Genomic DNA, 19,284 nt, shown 5'->3' with positions numbered 1-19,284 from the left:
GCGATGCTGGTCACCCTGCACACCGCGTACGAGGACACCACCGCCGCCGAGCTGAGCCACGCGCTGGACACCCCGGAACAGCCCGCGCTCCATCTGCTCGACCTCGGTCTGACGCACCTGGGCCGGCCCGGCATCCGGCTCCAGCTCCGGCTGCTCGGCGCCTCCCACCAGGTGGTGCTGGAAGGTCCCGCTGGCAACCTGATCGAGACGGTGGCCTGCCTGCCCGGTCGACGCCCCGAACTGCCGGCGACGCTGGCCGACCCGGGCACCGGCTACCGGTTCACCGCCCGGGTGCGGCGGCTGGCGGCGGCGGAGATGTCGGCCCGGGCGGCCCTACTGCGCCGCGATCTCGCCGACGACCCGTACGCCCTGGTCGGGGTCTTTCCCGGCGGCCCGGACGCGATCACCGCGCTGCGGGTGGCGCGCCGGGCCGACCCGGGCGGTGACGGGACCGGCGGGATCGGTTGGCGCACCTGGCACGCGTACCCGCAGAGCGGGGAACTGGTCGAGACGGAAACGGTGGTGACGGCGGTATGACGTACCGCAGGTGGTTCCTGGTCGGTGGCGCGTTCGCCCTGGTGGGCGCCCTTGTCGCCGGCTTCGCCATCTTCTACGGCAACTTCTCCCCGCGCGGCTACGTGCAGGACCGGTACGCGCGGGCGGCGGCCCAGGACATCGGCCGGGACGCGACCGCGTACCGCTCGGACAAGTCGCCGAGCGTCGTCGCCGACGAGATCACCGGTGCGTGGCGGCCGGCCGACCGGTACGTCGACGCCAGCGGCGTCTACCTGCGCTACGACGAGGACTCGGTGGTGATCCTGCCGCTGGCCGGCGGCTCGCTGATCCTGCTGGAGCGCATGGTCACCGCCTATCCCCGCTACTCCAGCACGGTCGGCAACGCCTGGGGCTGGGGGCGCGGCAGTTCGGTCCGGGGCGGCGGTCCCGGTGCCGGCAAGTGACCCCTCCGGCCTCCGCCCCGACCCACCACCACCACCCGCTTCGCCCACCACCACCCCCTCCTCATCCCTCCGGAGCCTGATGTGTTGACGACCCTCGCCACCGACCTGCTGGCCACCCTCGCCTACGGGGTGGTCGGGCTCGTGCTGATGGCGGTCGGCTACGTGGTGGTCGACATGGCCACCCCGGGCCGGCTGCACGACCTGATCTGGGCCGACCGCAACCGCAACGCCGCGCTGCTGCTCGCCTCCAACCTGGCCGGGGTGGGCATCGTCGTCACCACCGCGATCGTGGTCAGCCACGACGACTTCGTCGAGGGGATCGTGAGCACCGCCGTGTACGGGCTGCTCGGTCTGCTGATCATGGGCGCGGCGTTCCTCCTGCTCGATCTGGCCACCCCGGGGCGGCTCGGCGAGATCCTGGTCGACCCGGAGCCGCACCCGGCGGTCTGGGTCTCGGCGGTGGTGCACCTGGCGACCGGGGCCGTCATCGCGGCCGCGATCAGCTGATGGCCGCCGGCGGAAAGGGCGGCGGCGGGCAGGGCGCGAACGCGCGCCGGGCCGCCGCCGGACGGGCGAAGGCGGCGGAGAAGACCGCCAGGCGACTCAAGATCACCCTGGTGGTCGCCGTGTGCCTGCTCGTCACGGGAGGTCTCGTCGTCGCGGCGCTGAGCCCGGACGACGACAGCACGGTGGTGTCGCCGCCCGAGCCCGCCGAGCGGACCGACACCGTCACGCTGCTCCGGCAGGCGCACACGACGCAGCAGATCTGTTACGGCTGGCGGCTGCGCAGCGGCGGAGCGTCGTACGGCGCCGCACCGGTCAGCGTCGGCTCCAACCTCGGCGACACCGTCGCGGTGGACGGCGATCCGGCCCGCTGCCCCCGCTGGGTGGAGATCGACGCGTCGGTCTGGTACACCTCGGCGAGCAGCGAGTCGAACGACAGCGCCTCGTACCTGGTGACCAGCTCCTCCGATCTGGCCCACATCGACTTCGACCGGGGCCTGCGGCGACTCGGTGTCGACCCCGACCAGTTCGTCGACGATCCCGGCCGGGCGGTCTGCCAGGCCGCGATCCTGCTGCCGCTGCTGGTCTCGGAGGCCGGCGCGGGCTCGGCGACCCGGGCGGCGCCGCCGTCGGCGGCCGGGGCGGCGCCCTCGCCGCTGCCCGATCCCGGTAACGACTTCTGGCGCGACCGCTGGGTCTTCCTGCTCGGCGCCGCCGGACTCTTCCTGCTCACCGCCCTCTTCCTGGCGATCGGCGTCTTCGAGCGCCGACACCAGAGCCCGCCGCCGGTCGAGTCCGCCGGCCTCGGCCTGAGCGCCGACAGCGTGGTCGCACCCGGGAACGGCCGCCGCGGCGGCGGTCGCGGGCGATGAGCCCCACCCAGGCCGACCCGACCGCTGCGGCCACCTCCGCCGGCACCGCTCCCGGCCTGGCGGACCGGCCCCGGCGGCGGGCGGCCCGGGCGGCCGTGCTCGGCGCGGTCTTCGTCTGCGCCGCCTGCGGCCTGGTCTACGAACTGGCCCTGGTGGCGCTCGGCAGCTACCTGATCGGGGACACCGTCGGCCAGGCCTCGATCGTGCTCGGCGTGATGGTCTTCGCGATGGGCATCGGGGCGCTGCTGGCCAAGCCGTTCCAGCATCGGGCCGCCGCCGCGTTCGCGGTCGTCGAACTCGCCCTCGCGCTCTTCGGCGGGCTCTCGGTGCTCGGCCTCTACGCCGCCTTCGCCTGGCTGGACCTCTACGCCCCGGCACTGGTCGGCACCGCCCTGCTGCTCGGGCTGCTGATCGGGGCGGAGATTCCGCTGCTGATGGTGCTCTTGCAGCGGATCCGGGAACAGTCCGCCGGCAGCGCCGTCGCCGACCTCTTCGCCGCCGACTACGTGGGCGCGCTGCTCGGCGGCCTCGCCTTCCCGTTCCTGCTGATGCCCTTCTTCGGCCAGCTCCGCGGGGTACTCGTGGTCGGGGTGGTGAACGCACTGGCCGGGCTGGCGCTGGTCGGCACCGTGTTCCGGCGCGAGCTGACCGCCCGGGTCCGGCTCGCGCTGACCGCCGGCACCGTCGCGGTCGGCCTGATCCTCGGGTACGCCTACCTGACCGCCGCCGACTTCGAGGTGACCGCCCGGCAGCAGCTCTTCCGGGACCCGGTGGTGCACGCCGAGCGCAGCAGGTACCAGGAGATCGTGCTGACCCGGTCGGTGCCGCTGGTCTCGCAGGGCGTCACCGACCTGCGGCTCTATCTCAACGGGGACCTCCAGTTCAGCTCGGTCGACGAGTACCGCTACCACGAGGCGCTGGTGCATCCGGTGCTGGCCGGCGGCCGGCGTTCGGTACTGGTCCTCGGCGGCGGCGACGGGCTCGCCGTACGGGAACTGCTGCGCTATCCCGACGTCGGCTCGGTGACCGTGGTGGAGCTGGATCCGGCGGTGGTCCGGCTGGCCCGGACCGAGCCGCAACTGCGGGCGCTGAACGGAGACGCCTTCGCCGACCCCCGGGTCCGGATCGTCAACACCGACGCCTTCGCCTGGCTGCGCGCCCAGCCGGACCGGTTCGACGCGGTGGTGGTGGACCTGCCGGACCCGGACGAGACCGCGACGGCGAAGCTCTACTCGGTGGAGTTCTACTCGCTGGTCCGGGCGGCGGTCGCCGAGCGGGGGCGGGTGGTGGTGCAGGCGGGTTCGCCGTACTTCGCGCCCCGCTCGTACTGGTGCGTGGCGGCGTCGCTGCGGTCGGCCGGGTTCGCCACGGTCCCGTACCACGTCGACGTGCCGTCCTTCGGCGACTGGGGGTTCCTGCTCGCCGCCCCGGGGCCGACGGCTCCGGCGCTGGGGCTGCCGGCCGACGTGCCCCCGTTGCGCTATCTGGACTCGGGGACGCTGCGGGCCGCGATGAGCTTCCCGCCGGACCGGCACCGGTTGGAGTTGCCGCCCTCCACCCTGCTGCACCCCCGGGTGCTGGAGTACGCCCGCGCGGAGTGGCGCCGCTACTGAGCGCCGCCCGGCGTACCGCTCAGACCAGGGCGCCGACCACCGTGCCGGCCCGCCCCTCGTGCTGGGCGTACGCGTCGGGGAAGGCGGAGATCTGTACCGCCTGCGCGGCGCCGGTCACGCTCATCTCCTGCCAGCCGGGGATCTGGAGCAGGGCGGCGTAGAACCGCTCCGCCGCGTACGCCGGGCGCATCAGGTCGGCGACGGTGCCCCAGCCGGAACTGGGTCGCTGCTGGAAGAGCCCGACCGAGTCGTGGTCGTAGCCGACGCCCTGGTTCGGCAGGTTCAGCGACTCCGGCAGTACGCCGCTGGCCAGGTTGTAGAGGTTGCTCTCCTGCATGGCGGTGGCGATCGCGACCACCAGTCCCCGGCGCGGGATGTCCATCTTCACGCCCACCTGGACGATGGTGTGCGCGTTGTCCATCTGCGCCTGGGTGAGCCCGGCGACCGGGGTCGGTCGACTCGGCTTCTTGCTGACCCGGGCGACCTTGGTCCGGGCCACCGTCGGTGTGGCGGTCGGCGTGGCCGAGGGGGTGCTGCTCGGCGTGGCGGTCGGGGTCGGCGCGGGGGCTCGTTCGGTGGCCCGGGAGGCGGGCTGGCGTTCGGCGCTGGCGGCGCGCTCGGCGAGCAGGTTGGCCGGGGCCGGGTCGGCCGGGGTGGTCGCGGTCTGCGACTCGACGAAGACCACGGCGCCGAGGCAGCAGGCCAGCGCGGCGACCGAGCCGACCCGGAACGGGCCCGACGAGAGCAGCGCCCGGGTCCGACGCAGCCGGCGCGGCGCCGTGGCCCGGTGGCGACCGGTTACCTGGTCGGTGGAGCCGGTATCAGCCGAACGGCCAGCCTGCGCTCCGTTGTCCTGTCCACGATCAATCTGTTCCCTGTGAGGCACCCGCCGAGGTTAGGTAACACCGAGCTGGATGGGGTGGCTCAGATCGGTGGCCTGCGCCACACTTTTCCCTGGTCAACCGGGCACTCGTCGGCAGCCCGGCCCGGGGTCGCCGGGACGGGACAGATGCGGCATGTCCGTCTTGCCGTGCTGCCCGTGCCGGGTGGGCACGCTTCGCCGCCGACGCCCGGACCGACGGTGAAGATCGCCCGGTTCGGTCGTTCGGTCCAGTTCCGCTGGCCCGGTCGGGCCCGCTGCGGGCTGGTCCGAATGGTCGAGCAGCGCCAGCGTCGAGCGAAAGGCGACCCTTCCGAGCCCGCGTGCTTCCGACGGGTGCTCGGCAACTCGCCTCGGGCCGAGCCGGCGTGCTCGGCAACTCGCCTCGGGCCGAGCCGGCGTGCTCGGCAACTCGCCTCGGGTCGAGCCGGCGGGGCGGTCCGGTCCCCGGTCCCGGGCCGTGCCGGCTTCGATACGATGCACTCGGTGGCGGAGAGCAAGATCAAGCCGGCGGATGGCGGGCCGGCTGGACGGGGGCGGCGCCGCGGCACGCTGATCCTGGGCGCGGCCGCCCTGCTGACCGCCCTGATGGCGGGCCACCGGTTGATTCCCAACGTGCGCGGCCTGGGCAGCCTGGTGGACAGCGGCGCCCCCTTCCTCGGTCTCGGCGTTCCGCTGCTGCTGCTCGCCGCCGCGCTGCGCCGGTCACGGGTCGCGCTGGCCGCCGCGCTGGTGCCGGCGGTGCTCTGGGCGGTGCTCTTCGGCACCGCGTGGCTGCCCGGCGGCGGTGGCGGCTCGGTCCGGCTGCGGGTGGCCAGCCAGAACCTGCGGGCCGGCAACCCCGACCCGGTGGGCACGGTGACCAGTCTCGCCGACACCGAGGCCGACCTGATCGGGTTGCAGGAGGTCTCCGGCGACACCCGTACCCCGGTCTCCGAGGCGCTCGCCGAGCGGTACCCGTACCGGGCGGACGTCTCCACGGTCGCGCTCTGGAGCAGGTACCCGATCCGCGAGGACGTCGGCGTCGACACCGGGCTGGCCTGGACCCGGGCGCTCCGGGCGGTGGTGGCCGCGCCCGGCGGCGACGTGGTCGTCTACGTCGTGCATCTCGGTTCGGCCCGGGCCGGGGACACCGGCACCCGGGACCGTACCGTGACGGCGCTCGCCACCCGGATCAGGCAGGACCCGGCCGAGCGGCTGATCGTGCTCGGTGACCTGAACACCGCCACCACCGACCGCATGATCGAGCCGCTGACCGAACTGCTCAAGGACGCCCAGGCCGACGCCGGCCGGGGACCGGGCTTCACCTGGCCGGCCGCCCTGCCGGTGACCCGACCCGACCACGTGCTCTACCGGGGGCTCACCGCGGCGTACGCCCGGGTGGTTCGTACCCCGGCCAGCGACCACCGGGCGGTGACCGCCGGCTTCCGGTAGCGCCCGAGGCCGTGCGGCGATGCCGTGCGGGGTCGCCGTGCAGGGCGTTCGGTCAGCGGTGGGTCGGTCAGCGCTGGCCGGGTTCGGCCGGGCCGACGGTGAGGGTGTGCCGGCCGCCGTCGCTGGAGAACGGCCAGAGCCGATCGGCGTACCGGGCCAGGTCGGTGAGCTGGTCACGGTTCAGCCCCACCGAGGCGATGCTGGCCCGTACGTCGGCCCGGTAGAGCCCGTCGGCGTCCCGGGCGAGCCGGGCCTGGGCGCGGACCTGCACGGTGTGCGCCTCGTCGGTGATGCCGGTGGCCGCCTCGACCGCCGCGTGGTGCAGGCAGGAGGCGAACGCCGCCGCGAGCAACTGCTCGGGGGCGAGCCCGGTGCAGTGCGGCGCCAACGGCGAGGCCAGGGTGGTGGAAAGTTCACCGTCGTCGGTACGCAGCCGACCCCCCTCGGCCGTCGCGGTGGCCTCGTGCACCCAGGCTTCCGATTCCGGCATCCCGCACCCCCCCGTGTGGTTCCCCGGCCGGGCTACCCGGCAGGGCCGCCGGGAAACCCGCAGCTCAGCCCGCTCCGCACGTCAAGATCACGTCAAGAAGCGGGTCGCCCGCGTAGCCGAACCGTCAGAACCGGCCACCCCGACCGGCATCCGCGTTTACCTGGATCGGGCGGCCGAGAACGGTCGCCTGGACGCGCGAGCTGGAGAGGACGTTCGGTGATCGACGTCGTGTTCGTGGTGCTGACGCTGGGGCTCTTCGCGGCCCTCGCCCTGCTCGTCCGGGCGGTGGAGCGGCTGTGAGCGCCGTCAATCTCATCGGCCTGGTGCTCTCGGCCGGGCTGGCCGTCTTCCTGTTGTTCGCACTCCTCTTCCCGGAGCGTTTCTAGATGAGTACGACGACCGCGGGCATCATCCTCGTCGCCGCGCTCGCCGTGGCGCTGGTGGCGGTGCACAGGCCCTTCGGCGACTACCTCTACCGGGTGGTCGCCGGCTCCCGGCACTCCCGGGTGGAGCGGGGCATCTACCGGCTGATCGGCGTCGACGCGAAGGCCGAGCAGTCCTGGGGCACGTACGCCCGCAGCGTACTGGCGTTCTCGCTGCTCTCCCTCCTCTTCCTCTACGCCTTCCTGCGGTTGCAGGACAGGCTCTGGCTCTCGCTCGGCTTCGACGCGGTACCGGACCACGTCGCCTGGAACACCGCGGTCAGCTTCGTGACGAACACGAACTGGCAGGCGTACTCGGGTGAGTCGACCATGGGCCACCTGGTGCAGATGGCCGGGCTGGCGGTGCAGAACTTCGTCTCCGCGTCCGTCGGCGTCGCGGTGGCGGTGGCCCTGGTCCGGGGCTTCGCCCGCAGCCGGACCGACCGGCTCGGCAACTTCTGGGTCGACCTGGTCCGGATCACGCTGCGGGTGCTGCTGCCGATCGCGGTACTCGGCAGCATCGTGCTGATGATCGGCGGGGTGGTGCAGAACCTCTCCGGCGGCACCGACGTGACCACGGTGACCGGCGGCACCCAGACGATCACCGGCGGCCCGGTCGCCTCGCAGGAGGTGATCAAGGAACTCGGCACCAACGGCGGCGGCTTCTACAACGCCAACAGCGCGCACCCGTTCGAGAACCCGGCCACCTGGACCAACTGGGTGGAGATGTTCCTGATCCTGGTGATCCCGTTCAGCCTGCCCCGGGTCTTCGGCCGGATGGTCGGGCAGAACCGGCAGGGCTACGCGATCGTCGCGGTGATGGCGATCCTGGCGATCGTCAGCATCACCCTGACCAACGTCTTCGAGCTGACCGGCAACGGCACGGTGCCGCAGGCGGTCGGGGCGGCGATGGAGGGCAAGGAGGCCCGGTTCGGGGTCTCCAACTCGGCGACCTTCGCCGCGGTCACCACGCTCACCTCGACCGGCGCGGTGAACTCGTTCCACGACTCGTTCACCCCGCTCGGCGGGATGATGCCGCTGGTCAACATGATGCTCGGCGAGGTGGCGCCCGGCGGGGTCGGTGCCGGCCTGTACGGCATGCTCATCCTCGCCGTGATCACGGTCTTCGTGGCCGGCCTGATGGTGGGCCGCACCCCGGAGTACGTCGGCAAGAAGATCGGCGCCCGGGAGATCAAGTTCGCCTCGCTCTACTTCCTGACCACCCCGATGCTGGTGCTGGTCGGCACGGCGGCGGCCTTCGCCACCGGCAACAACGCGACCGCGCTGAACGTCGGCCCGCACGCCCTGACCGAGGTGCTGTACGCCTTCACCTCGGCGAGCAACAACAACGGCTCGGCGTTCGCCGGCATCACGGTCAACACCCCGTGGTGGGACACCGCGCTCGGGCTCTGCATGCTGCTCGGTCGGTTCCTGCCGGTCGTCTTCGTGCTCGGCCTGGCCGGCGCGCTGGCCCGGCAGAGGCCGGTACCCGCCTCGGCGGGGACGCTGCCGACGCACCGGCCGCTCTTCGTCGGGATGCTCGCCGGGGTCACGGTGATCCTGGTGGCGCTGACCTTCCTGCCGGCGCTGGCACTCGGCCCGCTGGCCGAGGGGCTGTGAGCCCGGTGAGAGTTCCACTCGACATGGTGAGGAAAGGGAAGATGACTGTCAGCCCGGTGCTGCCCGCCCCCTCTGGCGGGCTGCCCTCCTCCGGCCCCGCGGGTGACGGCCGGGTCGGCGGTGGGCTGTTGGACCCCCGCCAGCTCGTCCGCTCGCTGCCGGAGGCGTTCCGCAAGCTCAACCCGGTGACGCTGTGGCGCAACCCGGTGATGTTGATCGTGGAGGTCGGCGCGGTCTTCACCACCGCGCTGGCCGTCGCCGACCCGAGCGGGTTCGGCTGGGCGATCACGGTCTGGCTCTGGCTGACCGTGCTCTTCGCCAACCTGGCCGAGGCGGTCGCCGAGGGCCGGGGCAAGGCGCAGGCGGCGACGCTGCGGCAGGCCAAGCGGGACACCGTCGCGACCCGGCTGATCGGCTGGTCGCCCGGGGCGAAGCCGGGCGGGTACCGCGACGAGGCGGTCGCCGCCACCGAACTGCGGTACGGCGACATCGTGCTGGTCGAGGCCGGGCAGGTCATTCCCGGCGACGGCGACGTGGTCGAAGGGATCGCCAGCGTGGACGAGTCGGCGATCACCGGCGAGTCCGCTCCGGTGATCCGGGAGTCCGGCGGCGACCGGAGCGCGGTGACCGGCGGGACGAGGGTGCTCTCCGACCGGATCGTCGTGCGGATCACCCAGCAGCCCGGGCAGAGCTTCGTCGACCGCATGATCGCCCTGGTGGAGGGGGCGAACCGGCAGAAGACGCCGAACGAGATCGCCCTGAACATCCTGCTCGCGGCGCTCACCGTGATCTTCCTGATGGCGGTGGTGACGCTCCAGCCGTTGGCGATCTTCTCCAAGGGCTTCCAGGGCGCGGCGCCGGAGACCGCGGCGATCGGCGCCGACGGGGTCACCGGGATCGTGCTGGTCTCGCTGCTGGTCTGCCTGATCCCGACCACGATCGGCGCGCTGCTCTCCGCGATCGGCATCGCCGGAATGGACCGGCTGGTCCAGCGCAACGTGCTGGCGATGAGCGGCCGGGCGGTCGAGGCCGCCGGTGACGTCAACACGCTGCTGCTGGACAAGACCGGCACCATCACCCTGGGCAACCGGCAGGCGGCCGAGTTCGTCCCGGTCGACGGGGTCGACGCCGAGCAGGTCGCGGACGCGGCCCAGCTCTCCAGCCTGGCCGACGAGACCCCGGAGGGGCGCTCGATCGTGGTACTGGCCAAGAACGCGTACGGGCTGCGTGAGCGGGAGCCGGGGCTGATCCCGCACGCCACCTTCGTACCCTTCACCGCGCAGACCCGGATGTCCGGCGTCGACCTGACCCCGGACGCCAGCGTCGACGGTGGCTCCGCCGGCCCGGCCCGACGGGTCCGCAAGGGTGCCGCCGCAGCCGTGCTGAAGTGGGTCCGGGACAACGGGGGACACCCGACCGAGCAGGTCGGGGAGATCGTCGACGGCATCAGCGGCGGCGGCGGTACCCCGCTGGTGGTGGCCGAGCACGTCGAGGGCGAACCGGCCCGCACCCTCGGGGTGATCCACCTCAAGGACGTGGTCAAGTCCGGCATGCGGGAGCGGTTCGCGCAGATGCGCCGGATGGGCATCCGGACCGTGATGATCACGGGGGACAACCCGCGTACCGCGAAGGCGATCGCGGACGAGGCCGGCGTCGACGACTTCCTCGCCGAGGCCACCCCGGAGGAGAAGCTCGCGCTGATCAGGCGGGAGCAGGAGGGCGGCCGGCTGGTCGCGATGACCGGCGACGGCACCAACGACGCGCCGGCGCTGGCCCAGGCCGACGTCGGAGTGGCGATGAACACCGGCACCACGGCGGCGAAAGAGGCCGGCAACATGGTCGACCTCGACTCCGACCCGACCAAGCTGATCGAGATCGTGGAGATCGGCAAGCAGTTGCTGATCACCCGGGGCGCGTTGACGACCTTCTCGATCGCCAACGACATCGCCAAGTACTTCGCGATCATCCCGGCCATGTTCGCCGGGATCTATCCCAGCCTGGACACGCTGAACATCATGCGGCTGTCCAGCCCGGAATCGGCGATCCTCGCCGCCGTGGTCTTCAACGCGATCATCATCGTGCTGCTGATCCCGCTCGCCCTGCGCGGCGTCCGCTACCGGCCCAGCAGTGCCAGCAGACTGCTGACCCGCAACCTGTGGGTCTACGGCCTCGGTGGCGTCGTGGCACCGTTCGCCGGCATCAAAGTCCTCGACCTTCTCATCTCGCTCATCCCAGGGATCTCGTGATGCGCCTACCCACCTGGCTCGCCCAACACCTGGCCGCGTTCCGGGCCGTGCTGGTCTTCACCGCACTGCTCGGGCTGGCCTACCCACTGGTCATGGTCGGGGTCGGCCAGCTGCCCGGCCTGCACGACCGGACCGAGGGCTCGCTGGTCCGCGACGCGGGCGGCACCGTCGTCGGCAGCAGCCTGATCGGCCAGTCCTTCACCGACGCCGACGGCAACCCCGTCCCGCGCTACTTCCAGCCCCGCCCGTCGGCGGCCGGGGACGGCTACGACCCGACCGCCTCCGCCGCCAGCAACCTGGGGCCGGAGAGCGTCGAGGACATCCTCCCGGTGCCCGGCGTGGTCGACGCCGAGGGCAACCCGGACGAGGGTACCCAGAGCCTGCTCACCCAGGTCTGCGCCCGCAGCCGGGCGGCGGGCGAACTCGACGGTGTCGACGGCCGGCGACCGTTCTGCACCCCGGACGGCGTCGGCGCGGTGCTGCGGGTCTTCCACCGCGACGGGCTGACCGGCCCGGTGACCCGGGCGGTCAGCGTCAACCAGGCCTGCCCGGCCACCCCGTTCGTCGCCACCTTCGGCGGGGTCGCGGTCGAGTGCGCGGTGCCGGGGCAGGACTATTCCGGCGGGGTGATCACCCCGGTCCGGGGCGACGCGCCGGACCGCCCGGCGGTACCGGCCGACGCCGTCACTGCCAGCGGCAGCGGCCTCGACCCGCACATCAGCCCGGCGTACGCGTCGATCCAGGTCGCCCGGGTCGCCCGGGAGCGGCAGACCAGCCCGGACGAGGTACGCCGGCTGGTCGCCGAGCACACCGACGGGCGCGGGCTCGGCTTCCTCGGCGAGCCCCGGGTCAACGTGCTCGAACTCAACCTCGCCCTGGACCGCGAGCTGCCGGCCGGCGGCTGATCGGCACCGGGCGGCCCCGAGAGATAAGGCAGGATCGGCAGCGTGGCACGCGGGCAACTGCGCATCTACCTCGGGGCCGCCCCGGGGGTCGGCAAGACGTACGCGATGTTGGAGGAGGCGCACCGCCGGGCGGCGCGCGGTACGGACGTGGTCGTGGGTCTGGTCGAGACCCACGGCCGCCGGCACACCGCCGCGATGCTCGGCGACCTGCCGACGGTCCCGCGCCGGACGATCCGCTACCGGGACAGCGACTTCACCGAGATGGACACCGACGCGGTGCTGGCCCGCCGCCCCGAGGTGGCGGTGGTGGACGAGCTGGCCCACACCAACGTGCCGGGCTCGCGCAACGGCAAGCGCTGGCAGGACATCCAGGAGCTGCTGGACGCCGGCATCGACGTGCTCTCCACCGTCAACGTCCAGCACCTGGAGTCGCTCAACGACGTCGTGGAGCAGATCACCGGGGTCGTCCAGCGGGAGACCGTGCCGGACGGCGTGGTACGCGGTGCCGAGCAGGTCGAACTGGTCGACATGACCCCGGAGGCGCTGCGCCGACGGATGGCGCACGGCAACATCTACCATCCGGACAGGGTCGACGCGGCGCTGGCCAACTACTTCCGGATCGGCAACCTCACCGCGCTGCGCGAACTCGCCCTGCTCTGGCTGGCCGACAAGGTCGAGGACCAGCTCGACCGGTACCGGGCCGACCAGGGCATCGCGGCCACCTGGGAGACCCGGGAACGGGTGGTGGTCGGGCTGACCGGCGGGCCGGAGGGCGACACGCTGATCCGCCGGGCGGCCCGGATCGCGGCCCGGGGCCGGGGCGCCGAGCTGATGGCGATCCACGTCTCCCGCAGCGACGGGCTGCGCGGCGCGGACCCGAGCACCCTGGAGCGGCAGCGGATGCTGGTGGAGCGGCTGGGCGGCAGCTACCACCAGGCGATCGGCGCCGACATCCCGACCGCGCTGCTCGACTTCGCCCGGGGGGTCAACGCCACCCAGATCGTGCTCGGGGCCAGCCGGCGGGGCCGGTTCGCCCAGATCCTGTCCCGGGGCGTCGGCGCCACCACCGCCGCGCTCTCCGGGCCGATCGACGTGCACCTGGTCACGCACGAGCAGGCCGGCCGGGGTCGCCTGGTGACACCGCCGGCCGCGCTCTCCCGGCGGCGCCGCCTGATCGGGCTCGCCCTGACCGTCGTCGGAGTACCGCTGCTGACGTACCTGCTCTGGCTGCTCGCCGACGAGCTGTCGCTCACCAGCGACCTGCTGCTCTTCCTCGCCGCCGTGGTCGGGATCGCCCTGGTCGGCGGCTGGTGGCCGGCGCTGCTCGCCGCGCTGCTCAGCTCACTGCTGATCAACTTCTTCTTCACCCCGCCGGTACGGAAGTTCACCATCGCCGAGACCGAGAACCTGCTCGCGCTGGTGGTCTTCCTGCTGGTCGCGGCGGCGGTCAGCGGAGTGGTGGACCTGGCCGCCCGGCGTACCCGGGAGGCGGCGAGGGCCAGCGCGGAGGCGCAGTTGCTCGGCGCGGTCGCCGGCAGCGTGGTCCGGGGCGCCCGGCCGGTGACGGCGCTGCTGGAACGGCTGCGCGAGACCTACGCGCTCGGCTCGGTCACCCTGCTGGAACGCTCCCCGGACGCGCCGGAGAGCCCGGACCGGCAACGGGACCCCCGGGCCTGGCGGGTCGCCGCGAACGTCGGCGCCGAGCCCTGCGGCACCCCGGCCGCCGGGGACGTCGAGGTGGGGGTCGACGACGACCTGCGGCTGGTGCTGCGCGGCCGGGTACTGCCGGCGGCCGACCGGCGCATCGTCGAGGCGTTCGCCGCGCAGGCCGCCGTGGCGCTGCGGCAGGAACGGCTGGCCGAGGAGGCGGCGGCGGCCAAACCGATCGCCGAGGCGGACCGGCTGCGTACCGCACTGCTGGCGGCGGTCAGCCACGACCTGCGTACCCCGCTCGCCTCGGCGAAGGCGGCGGTGACCAGCCTGCGCAGCGCCGACGTCGAGTTCGACGACACCGACCGGGACGAGTTGCTGGCCACCGCCGAGGAGTCGCTGGACCTGCTGACCCGGCTGGTGGCGAACCTGCTGGACATGAGCCGGCTCCAGGCTGGGGCGTTGGGGCTGCGGCCGGCGGTGCTCGGGTTGGAGGACGTGGTGCCGTCGGCCCTGGACGAGCTGGGCGAGCCGGCCCGCCGGGTCCGGGTCAGCCTCCCCGCGCACCTGCCGGCGGTCCGCTCCGACCCCGGCCTGCTGGAACGGGTACTCGTCAACCTGGTCGCCAACGCGCTGCGGTTCAGCCCGGCGGACCGGCCACCGGCGGTCACCGCCAGCGAGCACGGCGGCTTCGTCGAGCTGCGGGTGGTCGACCAGGGCCCGGGACTGCCGCGCGAGCAGTGGGAGCGGGCCTTCCTGCCGTTCCAGCGGCAGGGCGACCGGGGCAACCACGCCGGGATCGGGCTCGGACTGGCGCTGTCCCGGGGCCTGGCCGAGGCGATGGGTGGCAGCCTGGAGCCGGAGGAGACCCCGGGCGGCGGGCTGACCATGGTGCTGCGGCTGCCGGTGGCGGACGAGGAGGGGGCCGGGTGACCCGGGTACTGGTGGTCGACGACGAGCCGCAGATCCTCCGCGCGCTGCGGATCAACCTGAAGGCCCGGCGGTACGACGTCGAGGTCGCCGGGGACGGCGCCACCGCGCTGCGGCTGGCGGCCAGCCACCGCCCCGACATCGTAGTGCTCGACCTCGGCCTGCCGGACATGGACGGGGTGCAGGTGATCCGGGGACTGCGCGGCTGGACCAACGTGCCGATCATCGTGCTGTCGGGTCGGGCCGGCAGCCAGGACAAGGTGGCGGCGCTGGACGCCGGGGCGGACGACTACGTCACCAAGCCGTTCGGGGTGGACGAGTTGCTGGCCCGGGTCCGCGCGGTGACCCGACGGGCCGCCGGAGCGGGCGAGGAGGTGCCGGCGGTGGAGGTCGGCCGGCACACCGTGGACCTCGGCGCGCACGCGGTACGCGGTGCCGACGGGGCCGAGGTGCGGCTCACCCCGACCGAGTGGCACCTGCTGGAGATCCTGGTACGCAACCCGGGCCGGCTGGTCAGCCAGCGGCAACTGCTGCACGACGTCTGGGGTCCGCAGTATCAGTCGGAGACGAACTACCTGCGGCAGTACATGGCGCAGTTGCGCCGGAAGCTGGAGGACGACCCGTCCCGGCCCCGGCACCTGTTGACCGAGCCGGGGATGGGCTACCGCTTCCAGCCCTGACCGGGGCGGTGGTCGGTTGGTACCACTCGGTTGGCTTCCGGCGTCTACGGCGGCCGGACAGTTAGCCGTTCTCAGGCTCCGCGACGTAGACGCCGCGTCCGGGCTGGCCCATGACCATGTCTCGGTCGTGCAGGAGCGAAACGGCCCGGTACGCGGTCGCTGTACTAACCCCGTACTGGTCGGCGAGTTCGCTTGTGCTGGGCAACTTCGTCCCGGGCGGAAGCTCGCCGTTCTTGATCTTCGCGGTGATCTCGTCCGCGATACGGCGGTACTCAGCAGGTGCAGAGGGCATGGTCGTAACCCCTTGGTTCGGCACCGCTATCTGATCACGCCGAGACCTACATCAGCAAGTGACGTAGAAAGCCTCGTGTCGACCATTTACCTACGTCACCTGCTGACGTAGGTTGGTTCATGGCTAACCCCTTGGTTCGGCAACCGGTGGCTAGCCCCGTCAGGGCGGCGGAAGGCCCGCCGTCCTGACGGCTCCGAGAGCCGGACGGGACGGGTTAAGGGGCAAGGGTCCCCGCCACCGTGCTGTCCCTCCAACGAGGAGTGCGGATGAGCGACCACGAACCGTCCATCCCTGAGTGGACGTGCGGCGGCTGCGGCGCGGAGTGGCCCTGCGTGATCCGACGACAGGAGTTGACCGTCGAGTTTGCCGGCAGCTACACCGCAAAGATGCTCTATCTGGCGTGTCTGCTGATGGAGGCGGCCGAGGATCTGTGCCACGTACCCGCCGGATGGCTGTACAACCGGTTCGTCGGCTGGACGTACGATGCCGATGACCTGTTCTCGTTCACTCCAGTCGACATTCTGATCAACGGCTACCGGTTGGCCAACGACCATAGCCCGGACGTCAACCGGAGGTGCCCTGTCTGCGGTGACCTCTCAGACTGCTGGGTACGCATCAACCCTGACGGGCCGGGTTTCCTAATCCCGTTGCCCTGACATGAGAGTCGCCTCGGCCAGTCAACGATGTCTGATTCGAGGGTCGCATGCATGACGTTTCCAGGTTACCGTCTGCTACGAATGGCTACCCGAAGATCTTCAGGAAGTCTGTCTGATCGTGGGGTGTTGACTGAGTAATTCCCGGACCAAAATTGCGCTAGACGATTGAGGGCGATGGGCGTCGTGCGCGGTCCTGGCTGTGGACGCTGCTGTTGGTGCACCCTCAGGCAGTCGTGATCAGTTGCATCGATGAATTTGGCTCCAGAGTTGGCTCGGCCTCTGCGAACGCGGGTGCGATGATCGCTTGCGTGGCGCGTTGGGCGCCTTCACTCCAACCTAGCCAAAGGCCACGTTGGATAGCCGGCCGCATGTGCTATGGAGGTGGGATCGTGGGTTGGGGACGGCTCGGCGATGGCTAGTACTGTTGTTCGATTCTGCGGTGACCGCGTCAAGGGGGGCCATGAGTCAACGGCGATCTTTGTCGGATATCTGAATCAAACTCAGATCTTTGGTACCGAGCTTCGTTCTCCTGCCCTCTTGGGTCTATGCTCTTGCGGCAAAGGTCTCGATCTTCGTCATCAAGCAATGACCTGAGTGAGGTGCGGACGAGTGGCGGAACCAACGAGGCGGTCGGCGGCTGTCGGTAACCCGGATGAGGTGTCGGCGTCGGATGTGAAGAAGCAGCGAGCCCGAGTGCTGCAGGAGGATGTGCCGAGCTACTCCCTTGATCAAGCCCTACGGGTGCCCAAAGCGATTGCGGACAACTACGCGTACAAGCCGACTCGGCCCTTGAACGTTGCAGAGGCAATGCGTATGGCCCCATCGTCTGGAAGCTTCCGGATGATCACGGGTGCAGCAATAGCCTACGGGCTAACAACGGGTGGTGCGCAGGCTCCCGAGATTGGCCTTACGCCTCTCGGAATGAGAATTGTCCGACCGACAAGCGAAGGTGACGACATCGCTGCAAAGCGAGAGGCGTTACTTCGACCGAAGGTTATAGGAGAATTCCTCCGGATGTACGACGGCGCTGCACTCCCCTCCGAGACGATTTCAAGAAATGTGCTTCAAGAAAAGGGAGTGCCAGCCGACCGCGCAGACGGCGTCCTTGAGATGATCGTCGAAGGGGCGCAAGCTGTCGGCTTGCTTAAGGAGTGGAACGGGAAGAAGTATGTGGACCTCGCGGGCTCGACTACTTCGGCGGCCCCCGATGCTCCTCAGGTGATACAACGTGAGCCAATAGACGTTCCTTTGCAGCGCGGATCGTCAGATTCGACTGGGACGGCGGTTGGGGTCTCCGTTACCCCGGGCGTCCACATTAACATCGAAATTCACATAGCAGCGGACGCCACCTCTGAGACAATCGAGGAAATTTTCCGAAACATGCGCCGATACGTCCTGAATGATGGGCAGGCTGATGATGCCGGCAACGCGCGGTGAAGGTCCTGACTTGGACCTGCTCCGCCGGCTTGGTGAGTTTCAGATGCGGGTGCGCCAATACCGCCGCAAGGTCGATCCGGTCGTCCCCGCGAGGGGACCTCTGTCGGGGCGTGACGCCGAGATTCTCGAGCGCCTCCGGCGTCACTCTCCGGCGCTGGCAGATTCCTTGGAACAGTCGCTCAGAGACCTGAATGACCACACCAGGCTTAGCTACATCGGACCGGCTGGCGAAGCTCGTGAGGTGATGCGTGCCGCAGTCCAAATGCTGGCGCCCGAAGACGAAGTTCGAAAACAGGCGTGGTACGTGGGTATTGAGCAGGGTAGCAAGCGGAACCCGAGTCAGGCCGAGAGGATCCGCTATGCCGTTCAACGGCGCGGGGGAAACAAGGATCAGGTCAAGGGTGTAGACGAACTTATCGATCAACTGGTAGGTCAAATTGGTAGGCAGACCTACTCGGCTGGCAGCAGCGCCCTGCATGCAGGAACCGTTAAGGCCAAAGTGCGGAAGTTGCTCGGATGGGTATTCGCGATCCTCGACGAGGTGCTGCCCGAATAATGGACCTGCGTCCTTCGGTTCTAGGTTAGCAATTCGCAGTCATTGGGTCCGTCCGCTTCGGCGAGCTAGGCCCGTTGCTGCCTGCTACTCCGCTGCTTTGAGCACCTTCCTGTGCTCCCTGTCGAAGTCGTGTCAAGAACAGGTTGATTTACCTAGCCAGACGCTCCGCGCGGTGGATACGGGCTGCTGCAGGGCGGAATCCGCTTTCATGGCGTCGTGGCCAATAACATCGGGCGCCATGCCATCCGGCCTGTCCGCATCCCGACCAGCCGGCTGGCGCACCACCAGGGCCAATCCAACCAGTACGACGACACCCGCCACGATCTCCGACCAGGTGATCGGTTCGCCGAGCAGCAGGGCGGCGGCGGCCAGCCCGAAGATCGGCACCAGCAGGCTGAACGGGGCGACCCGGGCCACCGAGTACGTCCCGATGAGCCGGTTCCAGATGCCCCAGCCGACCAGCGTGGAGAGGTACCCGACGTAGCCGACCGCCAGCACCGCGCTCCAGGACATCCCGGTGATCGCGTCGAAGACCACCCGTGGCCCGTCGACCACCCCCGCCAGGCCGAGCAGCGGCAGCGGCGGTACCAGGCTGGACCAGACCAGCAGCGACAGCGGTCGGGTCTCGCCGCTGGCCCGGACCACCACGTTCGCCACCGCCCAACTGCCGGCGGCGGCGAGGGTGAGCGCGAAACCGATCGCGGTGGCGTGCCCACCCGCGCCGACCGCGAGCAGGGCGATCCCGGCCGAGCCGGTGAGCACCCCGGCGAGCTGGGTACCGCCCGGTCGCTCGCCGAGGAAGGCGGTGGCCAGCATCACCGAGACCAGCGCCTGGGTCTGCAACACCAGCGAGGCGAGCCCGGGTGGCATCCCGGCGTCGATGGCGACGAAGAGGAGGCCGAACTTGAAGACGCCGAGAATGATCCCGTACCCGAGCACGTAGCGCAGCCGCGCGGTCGGCCGGGGGACCAGGAAGACCAGCGGGAGCGCGGCGGCGACGAACCGCAGCGCGGTCAGCACCAGCGGCGGCAGGTCGCGCAGGCCCACCTCGATGACCACGAAGTTGACCCCCCAGAGGGCGGCGACCAGGACCGCCTGCATGCGGTGCGGAAATCTCATGCCGCTCACGCTGCCGGCC

19 protein-coding genes are annotated in these 19,284 nt (G+C 71.1%); 15 read left to right on the top strand and 4 right to left on the bottom strand.

The genetic code is table 11. From position 1 onward, the window contains the following. Nucleotides 1–3 precede the first annotated feature (3 nt). The 5 genes from C6W10_RS19275 (at nt 4) to C6W10_RS19255 (ending at nt 3,948) form a co-directional block, all read left to right on the top strand. Nucleotides 4–537, top strand: coding sequence for a DUF2617 family protein (locus C6W10_RS19275; RefSeq protein WP_107259281.1), 534 nt, complete (start codon nt 4–6; stop codon nt 535–537). Continuing rightward, nucleotides 534–959, top strand: a complete 426-nt coding sequence (locus C6W10_RS19270) for a DUF4247 domain-containing protein (RefSeq protein ID WP_107259279.1) — start codon at nt 534–536, stop codon at nt 957–959. Before C6W10_RS19275 ends, C6W10_RS19270 begins: the two co-directional genes overlap by 4 nt. A gap of 84 nt (nt 960–1,043) precedes the next feature. Further along, nucleotides 1,044–1,466 (top strand): DUF350 domain-containing protein, encoded by a 423-nt coding sequence (locus C6W10_RS19265; RefSeq protein WP_107264095.1) that lies wholly within the window; start codon nt 1,044–1,046, stop codon nt 1,464–1,466. Then, nucleotides 1,466–2,335 (top strand): hypothetical protein, encoded by an 870-nt coding sequence (locus C6W10_RS19260; protein WP_199853684.1) that lies wholly within the window; start codon nt 1,466–1,468, stop codon nt 2,333–2,335. The genes C6W10_RS19265 and C6W10_RS19260 overlap by 1 nt, the downstream gene beginning before the upstream one ends. Beyond that, nucleotides 2,332–3,948, top strand: a complete 1,617-nt coding sequence (locus tag C6W10_RS19255) for a polyamine aminopropyltransferase (RefSeq protein WP_107259277.1) — start codon at nt 2,332–2,334, stop codon at nt 3,946–3,948. The genes C6W10_RS19260 and C6W10_RS19255 overlap by 4 nt, the downstream gene beginning before the upstream one ends. A gap of 19 nt (nt 3,949–3,967) precedes the next feature. Here C6W10_RS19255 and C6W10_RS19250 read toward each other — a convergent pair whose 3' ends face one another. Next, nucleotides 3,968–4,816 carry a hypothetical protein gene (locus tag C6W10_RS19250; protein ID WP_107264094.1) on the bottom strand — a complete coding sequence of 283 codons (849 nt, stop codon included), beginning with the start codon at nt 4,814–4,816 and terminating at the stop codon, nt 3,968–3,970. Nucleotides 4,817–5,314: 498 nt separating this feature from the next. Here C6W10_RS19250 and C6W10_RS19245 point away from each other — a divergent pair, with 498 nt between their 5' ends. Then, complete coding sequence (locus tag C6W10_RS19245; protein WP_234361332.1) at nt 5,315–6,262, top strand: endonuclease/exonuclease/phosphatase family protein; 948 nt, start codon at nt 5,315–5,317, stop codon at nt 6,260–6,262. Between the two features lie 67 nt (nt 6,263–6,329). Here the strand turns inward: C6W10_RS19245 and C6W10_RS19240 are convergent, their stop codons facing one another. Continuing rightward, a complete protein-coding gene (locus C6W10_RS19240; RefSeq protein WP_107259273.1) occupies nt 6,330–6,752 on the bottom strand; it encodes an OsmC family protein in 423 nt (140 codons plus the stop codon). Nucleotides 6,753–7,048: 296 nt separating this feature from the next. Between C6W10_RS19240 and kdpF the strand changes: the two genes are divergently transcribed. Genes kdpF through C6W10_RS19210 form a run of 6 tightly spaced genes read left to right on the top strand, consistent with a single transcriptional unit; the run spans nt 7,049 to nt 15,205 of the window. Beyond that, entirely contained in the window at nt 7,049–7,138 is a 90-nt protein-coding gene (gene kdpF, locus C6W10_RS19235) for a K(+)-transporting ATPase subunit F (RefSeq protein WP_101366169.1), read from the top strand. Beyond that, nucleotides 7,139–8,794 carry a potassium-transporting ATPase subunit KdpA gene (gene kdpA / locus C6W10_RS19230; RefSeq protein ID WP_107259271.1) on the top strand — a complete coding sequence of 552 codons (1,656 nt, stop codon included), beginning with the start codon at nt 7,139–7,141 and terminating at the stop codon, nt 8,792–8,794. It begins immediately after the preceding gene. A gap of 41 nt (nt 8,795–8,835) precedes the next feature. Beyond that, a complete protein-coding gene (gene kdpB / locus C6W10_RS19225; protein ID WP_107259269.1) occupies nt 8,836–11,040 on the top strand; it encodes a potassium-transporting ATPase subunit KdpB in 2,205 nt (734 codons plus the stop codon). After that, a complete protein-coding gene (locus C6W10_RS19220) occupies nt 11,040–11,945 on the top strand; it encodes a potassium-transporting ATPase subunit C (RefSeq protein WP_107259267.1) in 906 nt (301 codons plus the stop codon). Before kdpB ends, C6W10_RS19220 begins: the two co-directional genes overlap by 1 nt. Nucleotides 11,946–11,987: 42 nt before the next feature. Further along, nucleotides 11,988–14,528 (top strand): DUF4118 domain-containing protein, encoded by a 2,541-nt coding sequence (locus C6W10_RS19215; RefSeq protein WP_107259265.1) that lies wholly within the window; start codon nt 11,988–11,990, stop codon nt 14,526–14,528. Further along, the gene (locus C6W10_RS19210; RefSeq protein WP_107259264.1) at nt 14,525–15,205 is read left to right on the top strand and encodes a response regulator; all 681 of its coding nucleotides are present in this window, start codon (nt 14,525–14,527) and stop codon (nt 15,203–15,205) included. Before C6W10_RS19215 ends, C6W10_RS19210 begins: the two co-directional genes overlap by 4 nt. 61 nt (nt 15,206–15,266) lie before the next feature. Here C6W10_RS19210 and C6W10_RS19205 read toward each other — a convergent pair whose 3' ends face one another. Then, entirely contained in the window at nt 15,267–15,497 is a 231-nt protein-coding gene (locus tag C6W10_RS19205; protein WP_107259263.1) for a winged helix-turn-helix domain-containing protein, read from the bottom strand. A 266-nt stretch (nt 15,498–15,763) separates the two neighbouring features. On the opposite strand from C6W10_RS19205, the gene C6W10_RS38650 reads away from it, so the two are divergent. The 3 genes from C6W10_RS38650 (at nt 15,764) to C6W10_RS19195 (ending at nt 18,146) form a co-directional block, all read left to right on the top strand. After that, entirely contained in the window at nt 15,764–16,153 is a 390-nt protein-coding gene (locus tag C6W10_RS38650) for a hypothetical protein (protein WP_234361331.1), read from the top strand. A gap of 609 nt (nt 16,154–16,762) precedes the next feature. Further along, nucleotides 16,763–17,590 carry a hypothetical protein gene (locus C6W10_RS37410; RefSeq protein ID WP_159104648.1) on the top strand — a complete coding sequence of 276 codons (828 nt, stop codon included), beginning with the start codon at nt 16,763–16,765 and terminating at the stop codon, nt 17,588–17,590. A gap of 10 nt (nt 17,591–17,600) precedes the next feature. Then, a complete protein-coding gene (locus tag C6W10_RS19195) occupies nt 17,601–18,146 on the top strand; it encodes a hypothetical protein (RefSeq protein WP_159104647.1) in 546 nt (181 codons plus the stop codon). Nucleotides 18,147–18,278: 132 nt separating this feature from the next. Here C6W10_RS19195 and C6W10_RS19190 read toward each other — a convergent pair whose 3' ends face one another. Then, nucleotides 18,279–19,265, bottom strand: a complete 987-nt coding sequence (locus C6W10_RS19190) for an EamA family transporter (protein WP_107264093.1) — start codon at nt 19,263–19,265, stop codon at nt 18,279–18,281. Nucleotides 19,266–19,284 lie beyond the last annotated feature (19 nt).

This window comes from Plantactinospora sp. BB1 (assembly GCF_003030385.1).
In the GTDB taxonomy this organism is placed as follows: domain Bacteria; phylum Actinomycetota; class Actinomycetes; order Mycobacteriales; family Micromonosporaceae; genus Plantactinospora.
This window is presented reverse-complemented; position numbering and strand designations above follow the sequence as displayed.

What these genes read in the sequence shown, in the direction of transcription:
- C6W10_RS19220 (WP_107259267.1), top strand. Translation starts at nt 11,040, where the DNA reads ATGCGCCTACCCACCTGGCTCGCCCAACACCTGGCCGCGTTCCGGGCC.
- C6W10_RS19260 (WP_199853684.1), top strand. Translation starts at nt 1,466, where the DNA reads ATGGCCGCCGGCGGAAAGGGCGGCGGCGGGCAGGGCGCGAACGCGCGC.
- kdpA (WP_107259271.1), top strand. Translation starts at nt 7,139, where the DNA reads ATGAGTACGACGACCGCGGGCATCATCCTCGTCGCCGCGCTCGCCGTG.
- kdpB (WP_107259269.1), top strand. Translation starts at nt 8,836, where the DNA reads ATGACTGTCAGCCCGGTGCTGCCCGCCCCCTCTGGCGGGCTGCCCTCC.
- C6W10_RS19270 (WP_107259279.1), top strand. Translation starts at nt 534, where the DNA reads ATGACGTACCGCAGGTGGTTCCTGGTCGGTGGCGCGTTCGCCCTGGTG.
- C6W10_RS19190 (WP_107264093.1), bottom strand. Translation starts at nt 19,265, where the DNA reads ATGAGATTTCCGCACCGCATGCAGGCGGTCCTGGTCGCCGCCCTCTGG.
- C6W10_RS19240 (WP_107259273.1), bottom strand. Translation starts at nt 6,752, where the DNA reads ATGCCGGAATCGGAAGCCTGGGTGCACGAGGCCACCGCGACGGCCGAG.
- C6W10_RS19205 (WP_107259263.1), bottom strand. Translation starts at nt 15,497, where the DNA reads ATGCCCTCTGCACCTGCTGAGTACCGCCGTATCGCGGACGAGATCACC.
- C6W10_RS19255 (WP_107259277.1), top strand. Translation starts at nt 2,332, where the DNA reads ATGAGCCCCACCCAGGCCGACCCGACCGCTGCGGCCACCTCCGCCGGC.
- C6W10_RS19275 (WP_107259281.1), top strand. Translation starts at nt 4, where the DNA reads ATGCTGGTCACCCTGCACACCGCGTACGAGGACACCACCGCCGCCGAG.
- C6W10_RS38650 (WP_234361331.1), top strand. Translation starts at nt 15,764, where the DNA reads ATGAGCGACCACGAACCGTCCATCCCTGAGTGGACGTGCGGCGGCTGC.